General features: G+C 68.2%; 11 protein-coding genes. 6 read left to right on the forward strand and 5 right to left on the reverse strand.

What is annotated here, in order from left to right; all coding sequences use genetic code 11:
- The first annotated feature begins 97 nt into the window (after positions 1-97).
- Together LCL61_RS42520 and LCL61_RS00005 are read left to right on the forward strand one after the other, a co-directional pair.
- Positions 98-364: a hypothetical protein gene (locus LCL61_RS42520; protein WP_425342089.1), complete on the forward strand. Its 267-nt coding sequence runs from the start codon at positions 98-100 to the stop codon at positions 362-364.
- 100 nt (positions 365-464) lie between these two features.
- Positions 465-692, forward strand: coding sequence for a hypothetical protein (locus tag LCL61_RS00005; protein ID WP_340684917.1), 228 nt, complete (start codon positions 465-467; stop codon positions 690-692).
- A gap of 1,068 nt (positions 693-1,760) precedes the next feature.
- On the opposite strand, the gene LCL61_RS00010 is transcribed toward LCL61_RS00005, so the two are convergent.
- The gene (locus LCL61_RS00010) at positions 1,761-1,991 is read right to left on the reverse strand and encodes a hypothetical protein (protein WP_340684918.1); all 231 of its coding nucleotides are present in this window, start codon (positions 1,989-1,991) and stop codon (positions 1,761-1,763) included.
- Positions 1,992-2,161: 170 nt separating this feature from the next.
- Here LCL61_RS00010 and LCL61_RS00015 point away from each other — a divergent pair, with 170 nt between their 5' ends.
- The gene (locus LCL61_RS00015; protein WP_340684919.1) at positions 2,162-4,324 is read left to right on the forward strand and encodes an acyltransferase family protein; all 2,163 of its coding nucleotides are present in this window, start codon (positions 2,162-2,164) and stop codon (positions 4,322-4,324) included.
- Positions 4,325-4,510: 186 nt separating this feature from the next.
- Here the strand turns inward: LCL61_RS00015 and LCL61_RS00020 are convergent, their stop codons facing one another.
- The 3 genes from LCL61_RS00020 to LCL61_RS00030 all read right to left on the reverse strand — a co-directional run bounded on the left by LCL61_RS00020 (position 4,511) and on the right by LCL61_RS00030 (position 7,316).
- Positions 4,511-6,301, reverse strand: coding sequence for an aKG-HExxH-type peptide beta-hydroxylase (locus tag LCL61_RS00020; protein ID WP_340684920.1), 1,791 nt, complete (start codon positions 6,299-6,301; stop codon positions 4,511-4,513).
- Between the two features lie 26 nt (positions 6,302-6,327).
- The gene (locus LCL61_RS00025; RefSeq protein WP_340684921.1) at positions 6,328-6,525 is read right to left on the reverse strand and encodes a hypothetical protein; all 198 of its coding nucleotides are present in this window, start codon (positions 6,523-6,525) and stop codon (positions 6,328-6,330) included.
- A gap of 77 nt (positions 6,526-6,602) precedes the next feature.
- Positions 6,603-7,316: a Crp/Fnr family transcriptional regulator gene (locus LCL61_RS00030; RefSeq protein WP_340684922.1), complete on the reverse strand. Its 714-nt coding sequence runs from the start codon at positions 7,314-7,316 to the stop codon at positions 6,603-6,605.
- Positions 7,317-7,501: 185 nt separating this feature from the next.
- Between LCL61_RS00030 and LCL61_RS00035 the strand changes: the two genes are divergently transcribed.
- From LCL61_RS00035 to LCL61_RS00045, 3 genes are all read left to right on the forward strand, one after another.
- Positions 7,502-7,915 (forward strand): hypothetical protein, encoded by a 414-nt coding sequence (locus LCL61_RS00035; RefSeq protein ID WP_340684923.1) that lies wholly within the window; start codon positions 7,502-7,504, stop codon positions 7,913-7,915.
- Between the two features lie 412 nt (positions 7,916-8,327).
- Positions 8,328-10,859, forward strand: coding sequence for a phosphocholine-specific phospholipase C (locus tag LCL61_RS00040; protein WP_340684924.1), 2,532 nt, complete (start codon positions 8,328-8,330; stop codon positions 10,857-10,859).
- 185 nt (positions 10,860-11,044) lie between these two features.
- Entirely contained in the window at positions 11,045-11,656 is a 612-nt protein-coding gene (locus LCL61_RS00045) for a DMT family transporter (protein ID WP_340684925.1), read from the forward strand.
- Here the strand turns inward: LCL61_RS00045 and LCL61_RS00050 are convergent.
- Positions 11,640-12,857 carry a cytochrome P450 gene (locus LCL61_RS00050; RefSeq protein WP_340684926.1) on the reverse strand — a complete coding sequence of 406 codons (1,218 nt, stop codon included), beginning with the start codon at positions 12,855-12,857 and terminating at the stop codon, positions 11,640-11,642. The genes LCL61_RS00045 and LCL61_RS00050 overlap by 17 nt on opposite strands.
- Between the last annotated feature and the right edge of the window lie 95 nt (positions 12,858-12,952).

Consider the following 12,952-nt stretch of genomic DNA (forward strand, 5'->3'; position numbering starts at 1 on the left):
ACAGGCCACGGCTGCGCCGGACGGAACGGACGAGTACGGTCGAATTCGCGGCCGGGTACCACGCAGAACAGTCATCGGCTGGTCGATGGCCGATCGCATGAAGGCCTCATTCGTCTGCAACGCCGTGATGATGGCCGCCGGGAACATCGCCATACCCGCCGACGCCATTTTCCACTCTGACCGCGGCGTCCAATATACTTCCAGCGAATACCGCGAAGAACGAACTCACATACCGCACCATATTTCCCACCTGAGAACAAGCCCGCCAAGCTATTGTCAAATACATCGAAGGCTTCTGAACCAGCGACGTCTTCACTCAGGACTCGACTACAAGAAACCCCACGAGGCCACACCGAGCACCTGAAGCACCACGTCGCAGCGTGCGAAACCACTAAGCGACTTTCCGGAAGACGCGGGGTGGCTCAGCCAGGAATCAGGAGATCGTGGTGCTACTCAACAGCGGCATGACCAGCAAGACCGAGATCGCGGACATACTCGGATACGCCAACCACAGCGCCGCCTCGAAGCGCCTGGCGCAGATCCGCCGAGCCGCAGTCGAGCATTTCGACGAGAACCGATCTGCCTCACGAGAATTCCGTGCGTCAGCCGGCCGAGTCGGGCTCGACTACTTCACGCTCGGCGGGCGGACGACCAGCCCAGCAGTAACGGCCACGGAGAGATCGCGGGATTGACTACCGCGGGGAGCGCCAAGCCGAGACAGGCCGACCATGTCCAAGGGTCTGGTCAGTTAGCTTCCTCGTCGCGATATAGCCGGCAGGAAATGCTCGGCGAACGGATGTTCCGTAGTGGACCATGTTGTGCGTGGTGGTTGATGTCCCTGCGGCGGAGTTGGATCGGGTGCATGCCCGGATCGGTGGCCGGTTCGCCAGGTCGGAGCCCGGGTTTCTCGCGGCCATGATCCGGTTCGCCGAACAACTCCCCCTCGACCTCCGCCGGCACAAGAGCTCTACCGCGACTTCCTCACCCGTGCCGGCCTGCCAGCCCTGGTCACCCGTCCGCGGCGAACCGAGCACTTCCGGGACCTGATGCAGCATGGCCTGCGGCACAACGGACTCCGACTGGCCGAGCGTCTGCTGGCCGACGGCATGCTCCTCGCCGACCATAGCTTCGTCGACCCCGACGCTTTGCGAACGCCTCACCGAGTCGGCCGGCACCCTCAGTGAACTCACCGACTTCCGAACCAAAGCGCTTGCCCAACTGGCCGCCCAACACGACGAGATCGCCCGCCTACGGGCATCCGTGGCGACGGCCGGCCGTGGTCACCGCGCCGATGATTCGCCTCATGGCCCGGTTCGGGACCCCGGATATCGAGTCTAACGTGGCCAACCGATGCTTCGCCGCGGAGGAGTACCTGGATTGCGGCTGCGTACAGGTCGATCTTGAGTTCGAGGTGGAACTGCAATCGATGCCGACGCTGGGGCTACCCCGCGCCCGTCGTGCAGGCAGTCGCGCGACCACTGCGTTCGGCTCTCCCCACGACTCAACCCCCTCACGGGCATCACGATCACTGATCGCGCGCAAGGTTCGAGCCCGAGAACGGGGCGCGGCTGACGCACTGACCTGCCGATGAGCGGATGCGCCACGGGCGTCGAGGGAAACTCGGCCGTTCCGCGGACTGGGCTTGGGTCACGGCGGCCGTAAATGGGGGTCGGGTCCTCACGACGCGGCCCGGCCGCTGTTTGTCGAGGCCGATCTCCGCGAACTTCATCCCGCCGCGCCGCCGGAGCGAGTATCGCGGGCTACCGCTTGATGTAGAGGTCCCACGACCAGGTCGAGGCGGAGCAGAAGTACGCCGACCATCGGCCACTCTGCTGGCCGGAGTGGCCGTTGATCCGGCAGTCGCCCTCCGTCGACCAACTGGACTCGTAGTAATACTTCGGATCGACACCCGCGCCGGCAGGCTGCGCGAACGCGATTGTCGACGCGAACGCGCCCAGGACGACGGCGGTCGCCGCGATCTTCTTCTTCACTTTGTGTAGCCCCAGTTCTCTTCTTGGAACACGTGCGTGCCCAAATAATCATGAATCGGACTCGCTTGTCTGCCGAACGGGTGAGTTCGCTGGGTCCTGGCGGCACTGCCCGCCTCACTCGGGAGGGTGAAAACAGGTGGTCGACCGGGTGTTCTACACTCTCTGGCTGAGTGGCCGCCTTGTCCCGCGCGGCCGTAGCGATGGGGCAGGGTGTCGCGATGGCGCTCGCGCAGGTCGAAGAGACCGTTCCGCTGAGACCGGCCCCGGCCGAGCCGCGCGTCCAGCGTCCGGATATCCAGGGGTTGCGCGCGCTGGCGGTCGGTTTGGTGATCGTCTACCACCTTCGGCCGGAATGGCTGCCTGGCGGCTTCGTCGGTGTCGACGTCTTCTTCGTCATCTCCGGCTACCTCATCATCGGCACCCTCGCCGGCGAGCTGCGCCGCACCGGCACCATCCGCCTGCGCGAGTTCTACGCTCGCCGCATCCGGCGCCTTTTGCCCGCCGCGTCGGTGGTCCTGCTGAGCACCGTGCTCGTGACCTGGCTGGTCCTGCCGATCTCACGCTGGCCCGCCATCATGAGCGATGTCCTCACGTCCGCGCTGAACGTCCAGAACTGGGCGCTGGCCGCCCAATCCGCCGACTACGCCCACGCCACCGCCGCCGCGTCACCGGTCCAGCACTTCTGGTCGCTCAGTGTCGAAGAGCAGTTCTATCTCGTCATCCCGCTGGTCCTGCTCGTCTGCGCCCGCCTGGCCCACCGTGCCGGGCCGAAGGCCGCCCGTCACGCCGTCACCGCGGTCGCCATCGTCACCGCCGCGTCGTTCGTGTTCTCCGTGGTCTACAGCGAACTCGACCACGGTCGCGCCTACTTCGTCACGCCCACCCGTATGTGGGAGCTCGGACTCGGCGGCCTCGCCGCGATGACCGTCCACCGGATCCGGCTCAAGGTTGGGGTCCGGCTGCTTGTCGGCTGGAGTGGGATGGTCGCGGTGGTGGTCAGTTCGTTCGTGCTGACCACCGCGATGGCGTTCCCTGGCTACGTCGCCCTCCTGCCGACGCTGGGCACCGTCGGCTTGTTGCTGGCCGGGGTCGTCGCCGCGGACCAGCGCGTGGCACGCCCGGAAGTCGCGCTCGTGCTGGGTCTCCAACCGCTGCGCTATGTCGGCGACATCTCCTACAGCCTGTACCTCTGGCACTGGCCCGTCATCGTGGTGGTCCTGCAGCTCGCGGGCAGCTCGGAACTGACGCGGCGGCAGGCGGTGGGTGCCTTCGTGCTCAGCCTGGCCCTGGCCATGGTGTCCAAACACGTGGTCGAAGACGCCTTCCGCGGCGGGAGGACCGCACGGCCGCCGTTCCGGCGCCGCGCGCCCCGGCTCCGCAGCGCCTACCTGCTCGGAGCGGCCTTGGTCGCCGCCACGACGGTCGTCGCGACGGTGCCATGGCAGTACGCCTCGGCGGAACTCGATCGCCTCGCGTCGGCCATCGGCCTCGATGAAAGTCACCCGGGCGCCCTCGCGCTCGACAGGGACAACCCGAGACCGGCGCCGGAGGGCGTCCCGCTGATCCCTGACCCGGCTGTGGCGGGACGGGACTGGCCGCTGCAGGACCAAACCGTCAACTGCACGTCATACGACATCGAGAACTGGCCGCCCACCGGTGACGAATGCACCTACGGCACGGCGACCGCGCCGAAGACACTCGTACTGGTCGGTGACTCGCACGCGGCGATGTTCAGTACCGTGTTCGCGCGATTCGTGCGAGAGCATCCTGAGTGGCGGGTGAAGATGATGCTGCGCAACGGCTGCCCCTTCACCGCCGTCGCACCGGCAGGCCTCACCGTCTGCTCCGACCAGAACGAACGCGAACTCGCCGGAATCCTCGCCATGAAGCCGGATCTCGTGGTGACCTCCGCGATGTCCCCCGAGTCCTATGACAAGGACCTGAAATGGCGTTGGGAGTCGCGTGCGCGGACCGTGGACGGTTACGAGTCCCTGTTGCGGCGTATCTCGGACGCCGGTATCCGGTCCGGCGTGATCCGCGACGTGCCCCGGCCCGCCAAGAACACCCCACGTTGCCTGGAAAGCAACCCCGGCAGGCACGCGAATTGCGACACGGCCGTGGGTGACGCCTTCGGCCGGGACAAGGACCCGTTGGTGGAGGCCGCCGAACGCGTGCCGCGCACGACGGTCGTCGACTTGACTCCGTGGCTGTGCGTCGGCGACGTGTGCCCGGCGGTCATCGGTAACGTCGTGGTGTACCGGGACAATCACCTCACGGACTCGTACGTGCGTACTCTCTACGGACCCCTGACCGCGGGACTCGGCCTGGGATGACAGGCGCCCGAGTGGGTCTTCACACGCCGTCCACCAGGCGGCGGCAGGGGGTCGGCGGGCTCCGACACGCTGGTCGGTGAACGCGCCACGGCGGAGTACGTCGCCGAGAAGCTCACCGACGCGGGCTACGAGATCACCTACGTGGCACCCGCGCCAACTGCGACATCGACCCGATCCTGATGTGACTCAACCAGCAACAAACTGCCCGATCCAGACGGCGAGCTGTTCCACGGTCGGTGGCCGTGGAACGGCTCGCAAGGACCGATGCACGGCCCGGACGAGTTCGGGGCAGTGCAGCAAGGCGCGGGCGGCGGGGTGTTGGCCTCGTGCGGCGAGCGCGAGGCCCAGCCCGACCAGGGAGTTCGGCCGGTCCGGGTCCGTGGCGAGTTCCCGCCGGTAGCCCCGGATTGCTTCGAGGAAATCGCCCGCGGTGTAAGCGAGATCCGCGGCGGTGGCGCCGGGCACCGCCGGCGGGCGTCCGTCCGGCGACAGCGGTGTGCCACCGACGGCGAGCCGGATCAGGTCCGTTCTGGCGTGGGACCAGGCTCCGTCCGGTACCGGAGTCGGGGGAAGGTCCGGGGCGTCGAGTGTGGCGGGTGGCCTCGGCCTGCCACTGAGCCATGCCGCCGCCAGCTCGGTCACCACGGCCGGGTCCGGCCGCAGGTGGCGGGCCCGCCAGCCGGCGAGGTGATCCCGGCCGGCGGCCGCGGCCAGTTCGCCTGCCTCCGCCGGCACGGGCTCGTCCTGCCAGGGGCCGAGGCGTTCGGTTATGTCATCGAGGAACCGGCGTCCGGCGTCGGTCAGTGTCGGGTCCGCGCGCAGGACCCGCAAGGTGCGCCACGTCTGCTCGCGCCAGAACGCGAATTCGAAGCCGGAGCGCCGGGGGCTGTGACCGGCATGGGCCAGCGCGCGCCAGAACGCGGTGACCCCGAAGAAGGCGTAGACCCCTTGCAGGGCACCGCTCACGGGCCGTGGATCGTCCCGCCACGTCACGTAGATCCGTTCACGGGGATCCGGCTCGTACAATTCGACCAGATGCAGCAGACCGCCGAGCACGATGTGCTGGAACTCGTGGATCAAGGTCTCCGCGAGGGACGCGCCGTCGGCGGGCAGGCCGACCACCGCGCTGCCGAACGCCTCCCCGGTCGACGCGCTCGGATTCCGGAAGAGCACCTGGGGTTTCGGCACCAATGAGGCAAGCCCCACGGGCATGATGCGGGCCAAACCGGGGAGATGGGCGGTGATCAGGCGGCACGCTTCGTCGATCAGCCGTTGCCAATCCGCCAATTCCTTGCCAGGCAGCCTTTCCGGTGGGACCGGTTCGTAGAGCCCCCGATAGGGGTCGAGATCGTCCAGCCACAGGGAGAACCGGTGCGTGCCGACCTGGCTCCGGACTCGCCGGATTCCCCACCAGCCCGGGGCATCGGCGTCGGGTGATCCGGGCAGGCGGACCGTCGTTTCGGCGTTCGAGACGAAGTACCGGCCGTTCTCGCCTCGTACGATAGCCGAAGAGAACGCCGCGGTACCGGGAAATCTCGCCATGCCGAGGGAAGGGAGCATGGCGTTGCCGTGCCAGGCCGGGATGGCCGTCTCGAAGTCCAGCTCCGCCCGGATCGCCGCTGCCGCCGCGATCGCGTGCGCGTGGCCCAGATGTATCCACAAAGGACCGATGCCGTCGATTCCGTTGCGTAGCAAACGAGTCGTGTAGCCCGCCCAGCTGCCGGTGTACGGATTGGTGAGCATCCGGTTCACTGCCTTGGGTGCTCGTGCTTCCGCACGTGCGAGCAGTTCCCAGGCGGAATCCAACGGTGGCAGGGGACCCGAATGGTCCGCTGTCTTCGTGGCCTCGGTCAGCAACGCGTGGATCAGCAGTTTGCGACGGCTTCGCTCGGCCCGCCGCAGCCGCCGGGCCATTTCCTCGTCGCCGTCAAGGCGCGCCAGCGCGTCGAAGTCCCGCCACGACAACCGGTGGAACACGGGGCGAGCCTCGGCAGGCGGCGACATCAGTCGATGCGCTCGCCACCGGAGGGGTTTCCGCTTCTGTAGCGTGCGCGGACGAGGGTAGTGCGTTCGACGACGTGGTGCGCCGACTGGCGGAAGGCTTCCCCGTCCAGCTCCCGCAACGCGGTGAAGGAGACCGCGTCGAGATCGATCAACGCCGATTCGATGTCCGGTTCGGTGTTCGCCGAGAAAGAACTCATCGTGCCGATTCCCTCCACCCCGTGAAACGGTTGCGAGAGTTGAACCTCGACAAGGATAGCCGAGATTTCGTGACCGATCAGGCCTCGGCGGGCGGCGGTGGCCGCCCGGCCGCCAATTCCCGTAAGGCGCGAGGACGGGTGATGGTGACGCGCTGACGCGCGGTGCGCACGACACCCAGCCGCCGGAGTTCTTCGAGGCCGCGGATCAGGGTGCTGCGTGAGACGCGCGCGAAGCCCGCCAATTCCCCTTGGTTGAACCGGAGATCGACCTGCTGCCCGTCCGTCCAGTCGACGGCGTGCTGCAACGCCAGCTCCAGGAGGACCGCGGCGAGGCGTTGCGGGAAATCCGGCCCGCCGGCTTCGAGTCGCAGCCTGTCGGACTGCTGCAGCCGGATCGCCGCGGTACGGAAGATCTCTTCCGCGATACGCGGCCGGTCCCGCAGGACGCCGAGGAACTTCTCCCTCGGCACGACGAGGGTGCGCACCTCGTCGATCGCCGACATGGTGGCGGACCGGGGGAGTCCGCTGATCGGGGCCAGCTCGCCCACGATCTCCGCGGGACCGCGGGCGGCGAGCGGCGCGTTCTCGCCGCGATAGTTGGTGGCGCTGATCTTCACCCAGCCGTGGAGGACGACGAACATACTGGTGGGCGGACTGCCCTGGAGGGCGAGGATCTGACCTGGCCGCCACACCTTCACATGGCCCGCGCGCCGGAGAGCGGCCTGCTCCGCGGGCGTCAGCCGCCCCCAGGTTCCGAAGCCCCCGTGATCACCCGTTGGAGAACCGGTCATCCTGGCCCTCCGGATCGCCGGGGGCCGGATTCGCGCTGTATTCCATTTGACGCATCAGCCACTCCCCCGACTCGTCAGCATGGTCAGTGGGCAGAACGACCCGGAAGTTTCGCACCGCAACCGGTAATTGTGCCAGGCAAGGGGTGACTTCACCAGGCCTCGGGCCGGCGACGGGGGAGGACGTCATGCGCAGCGCCGAAAGTGTCATGGGACGGCCGAAGGATCACCGGCGTGAGCCGGCCGTACCGAATCCGCGAACGCCCAAGGCGTTCGGCCGAAGACCGGCCTTCTTCGCGCCGCACCCGCCGCTGATGTCCGGCGGGTGGTATCAGGGCGACGGTCAGGAGGTCGTCGGCCCGGGGCGGTATCCGGTTCCGCGTCCGCCCGCCAAATCGGTGAAAGTGGCGTTGTTGTGGGTGCTCTTTCTGGGCCCGTTGGGATTTTGTTACGTGTCACCCGTCGGCGGGCTGATCGCGACGGCGGCTTCGGTCACGGCGATCACCGTCGGCGGGGTCGCGTTGACGGCCGTGATCTGGCCTGTCGTCATGGTGCTCGCGGTGGCGGCGTTGTCCGGGCGCCCGGACGGCGGCACGAAATGACGTCCGGCCGGTTGCCGGCCGGGTGAACCGGGTGGGGGACGCTCAAGGGGGGCGGCCCCCACCACGGTTTCCGCCGCGTGATCGGTGGGGAGTTTGGAAACTTGCCGTGTGTTCGGTGCCGTTGCGCGGGTTTCGCGTGACTGGATGGACGACATGCGGCGGACCCGGGGCGTGCGCGAGTCGTCCGTCGGATCACGCGTACCGGCCGTTCGGGCCAGGGGTCGGCCGCAGTTACCACTCGCGACCCTCTGAACCGGCTACGAAAGTCGCGTCTTGTTGCTCCGATCATGCAGCCCGCGGGCGGAACCCTTGAACGGATCAGCACCATATGCTTCTATCTGCTCGATAGTCGCCGAAAAGGTGCAGTTTCGAACACGATCGACCGGGTTCAACGCCATTCCGGGAGGGCTCCGTGCGCCGTCGTACCCTGCTGAAGGCCGCTGGTGCGGCTTCCGCTTTCACCTTGCTTCCGGCGAGCGTCCGGCAGGCGCTCGCCGCCGAGGCGCCGACGGGCGGGCTCGACGTCATCGAGCATGTCGTGGTGTTCATGCAGGAGAACCGGTCGTTCGACCATTATCTGGGGACGCTGCGCGGTGTGCGGGGATTCGCCGATCCGGCCGCGATCAAACTGCCTTCCGGGGCCTCGGTCTTCCAGCAGCCCGACGGCGCGGGAACGCTGCTGCCGTACGCGATCGACGACCAGTTCATGGCCGACGTCGACCACAGCTGGTCCGGCGGGCACCGGGCGTGGAACAAGGGCCGCCACGACGCGTGGCGCGCGGCCAAGGGTGTTCGCTCGCTGACTTATCACCGGCGTTCGGCGCTGCCGTTCTATCACGAACTCGCCGACGCGTTCACCGTCTGCGATGCCTACCACTGCTCGGAAATGGGGCCGACCAACCCGAACCGGATGTATCTGTTCACCGGCAAACTCGGCTTCGAGCCGGACGGCACGACCCGCGCGATCGGCAATGACGCGTGGCAGAACCCCGGGCACACCGGCTACACCTGGAAGACCTACGCCGAGCGGCTTCAGGCCGCGGGCCGCAGTTGGCGGGTGTATCAGGAATGGGACAATTACGGCGACAATTCGCTGGACTATTTCAGCAGTTTTCTTGCCGTCGGCACCAAGGCCTTGTCGAAGGTGAAGGACTCCGCGGGCAAAGCCTTCCCGAAGCTGGAGTACTTCTACTACGCCCTGGATTCGGCCTCGGCCGCCGAACGGACCCGGCTGCTCGACGGACTGGCCGCGGGGGTGGCGACCTTGACCGCGACCGAGCGCGCTCTGTACGACCGGGGCCTGGCCAGGGTCGCGCCGAAGCAGTTGCCGGTCGCCTTCAAGGCCGATGTCGACGCGGGCAGGCTGCCGTCGGTGTCGTGGATCGTCGCGCCGGAATCGCAGACCGAACATCCCGCGTGGGGGCCCAACACCGGGGCCGAGTTGGTGAAGTCGATCCTCGACACGATCGCCTCGAAACCCGGCGTGTGGAACAAGACCTTGTTCCTGCTGACCTACGACGAGGACGGCGGCTTCTTCGACCACATGCCACCGCCCGCCCCACCCGCCTCGGACGACGAGGGCAAGAGTTCCGTGGCCACGACCGACGAATTCGTCTCCGGTGAGCCGATCGGGCTGGGGGTGCGGGTGCCCATGTTCGTCATCTCGCCGTGGAGCCGGGGCGGGAAGGTGTGCTCGGAGGTCTTCGACCACACCTCAGTGTTGCGGTTCCTGGAACGGTGGAGCGGCGTCGCCGAGCCGAACATCTCGCCGTGGCGGCGCACCGTATGCGGCGACCTGACTTCGGCGCTGGACACCACGGCGCCGAACGCGACCTATCCGGCGCTGACCGAACCGGTGCCGACGAGCGGGCCCTGGAACACTCAGCCGCAGCCGCCTTCCGTGCAGAAGCTTCCGGTGCCGGAGACCGGTGTCCGGCCCGCAAGGCCCTTGCCTTACCGGTTGGCGGCTTCCGGACGAGTGACGGCCGAGCGGTTCTGGATCGACTTCGCCAACACCGGAACCGCGGGCGCTCATTTCTCCGTGTACGCCAACGCGCACCGCACCGATGGGCCTTGGCGCTACACACTCGGCGGGAACGCGACGCTCTCGGACTACTGGCAGGTGGGTTCGCCGGAGGGCGCGTACGACCTCACCGCGCACGGCCCCAACGGTTTCCTGAGGCGGTTCGCGGGCAATCGGATCACCGCGACCACCGGCGGCGCGCCGAATCCGGAAGTCGTGCTGCGGCCGGGTTCCGGCGTCGTGTACCTGACGATGACCAACGCCGGCGCGGCGTGCGAGCTGACCGTGCGCACCGGCAACCGGGGTGGCGGACCGTGGACGTACACGGTCGCCCCAGGCGCGAAGGTCGAGGACTGGTTCAGCACCGAAGGCGGCATGGGCGGCTGGTACGACCTGACCGTTCAGGGGCCGGACGGCTTCCTTCGCCGCTTCGCGGGGCATGTCGAGACGGGCGCCGAGAGCATCAGCGACCCGGTAATGGGCTCCGGGCCGCTCGCCGCCACCGTCCGCTCGGCCGACAGCCAGGAGACCGTGGGCGAGTCCGGCGCCGCCACGAACGCCGTCGACGGTGATCCCGCCACCCACTGGCACACCAAGTGGTCCGGCGGGGAAGACCCGCTGCCCCACGAAATCCAGCTCGATCTGGGCGCCGACCGCACTGTCACCGGCCTGGCCTACCTGCCGCGCCAGGACGGTTCCGGCCACGGCCGCGTCGGTGCGTACGAGGTCTGCCTGAGCACCGACGGGTCCGTTTGGGGAAGCCCCGTCGCCACGGGTACCTTTGCCGACGACGCCGCCCGGAAGACCCTGCGGTTCTGGCCCACTCGGGCGCGCTACGTGCGGTTCCGCGCCCTCACCGAGGCGGGCGGGCGCGGCCCGTGGACGTCGGCGGCGGAGGTCACCCCGCTCGGCTGGACGTGACACGAACGGGCCCGTCTGCCATCCGCCCCGGGTCGATAACGGATTCCGGCGGGCCAGACCCAGCCGCTCACCGCGAACTGGCCGTCGGATCTTCCCGTGTCGTGGCAGGACGCCGCCACGCATCCGGGGATTCACGTGAACGGAATCCTCGCCGGCCCGGCGTGAGGCTTCGGCCCGGCTACGCGGTGGCTGGATGTGCACCGCCCGGCGGAGTCGCCGCGACCCTCGGCGCCCTCCAACCGCTGCTGGTCGCCTTGCTCGCGCTGCCGATGCTCCGCGTCCGGACACCGGCGCCGATCCTGCTCGCCTCGATCGTCGGCGCCGGTGGTGTCGCCCTGCTGACCCTTACGGCGGAAGCCCGCCTCGACCCGATCGGCTTGGCCGCCATGCTCGCCGCCGTCGGGCTCATGGCCGTTTCCCTGATCCTGACCAAGAAATGGGGCCGTCCCGAGCATCCGCTGGCGATGACCGGCTGGCAGCTGACCTTGGGCGGCGTCGTCCTGGCCCCGGCGACGCTCCTGTTCGAAGGTCTCCCGGACTCGCTGACGACCGCGAACCTGCTCGGCTACGCCTACATCGGCATCGTCACCACCGCGCTGGCCTATCCGCTGTGGTTCCGCGGCATCGACCGCCTCGCCCCGGCGTCGGTCTCCCTGCTGACGCTGACCAACCCCCTCGTCGCCACGGCCGCCGGGTTCCTGGTGCTCGGCCAGACCCTCACCGGTTGGCAGCTCACCGGATTCGCCATCGCCCTCACCGCTTTGACGCTCAGCCAAACACTCAGGAGCCCCAGGTGACCGGCAACTCGTGGACGCCGTAGATGTTCATGTCGGTCTTGAGCCTGACCTCACCGGCGGGGACGGCGAGCGCGAGCGTCGGGAAGCGGCGCAGCAATCCCTCGAAACCCGCACGCATCTCGATCCGCGCCAGCTGCTGGCCGAGGCACTGGTGGATGCCGTGCCCGAAGGACAACAGGCCACGGGCGTTGCGGTGCAGGTCCAAAGCGTCGGGATTCTCGAAACGCCGCGGATCGCGGTTGGCGGCCAGCAGCGAGATGATGACGGTCGATCCGGCGCGGATCGTTTCGCCGCCCAGTTCCAGGTCTTCCGTGGCGTAGCGGAAGAAGATGTCGGCGACGGACAGGTAGCGAAGCAGCTCTTCGACGGCGCCGGGCAGCAGCTCCGCGTCGGCACGTAGTTCGGCCAACTGCTCGGGGTGCTCCAGGAGCGCGAAGGTGCCCAGCGACAGCATGTTCGCGGTGGTCTCATGGCCGGCGAGCAGCAGCAGGAACGCGGCTCCCGTCAGCTCCTCGATGGTGAGGTCGTCGTGGCGGCCGAGGTCGGACAGGATGTCGTCGCCGGGCGTCTCGCGTTTACGGGTGACCAGTTCGGTGAGGAAGGTGTTCATCCCGATGAACGCGGCCATCTTCTCCTCCAGCGTCTGGTCCCTGACCATGAGCTGGGCGGAGTTCGCCTGGAAGTTCTCCCGGTCCTCGTAGGGGACGCCGAGCAGTTCGCAGATCACCAGCGACGGCACCGGCAGCGCGAACTCCTTGACCAGATCGACCGGCGGGACCAGTTCGGCCATCGCGTCCAACTGCCGCTCGGTGATCTCGACGATGTGGTCTTCGAGCTGCTTCATCCGCTTGACGGTGAAGGCACCGGTGAGCCGCTTCCGCAACCGGCCGTGATCCGGCGGGTCCATGGCGACGAACATGCCCGGAATTGGCGGGGACGGTTCGGTCTGGGCGGGCATCCCCGGCGTCTCGTAGGGCGCGTGCAGGATGCCGATGTCCTGTCGCGAGCTGAAGCGGGTGTCGGCCATCAGTTGCCGGACCTCGTCGTAGCCGGTGACGAGCCAGCCCTCGTGGCCGTCGGGGAAGAGCATGGGGCTCACCGGGCGGGCCTCGCGCAGCCGGGTGATGTCGCTGGGCGGGTCGAAGGGGCCCGCGTCGCGGTCCATCGGGAGGCCCTGCGGGACGGGAACCGTCTGAGTCATCGCTTCGCCTTTCGTGGTGGTTGTGAGCACCACTGTCCTCGCGGCTCCTGACAGCGGGCTGACACGGCGCTGACACCACCCGTGTCAGCGCCGTG

It is taken from the genome of Amycolatopsis coloradensis, assembly GCF_037997115.1.
GTDB lineage: Bacteria > Actinomycetota > Actinomycetes > Mycobacteriales > Pseudonocardiaceae > Amycolatopsis > Amycolatopsis coloradensis_A.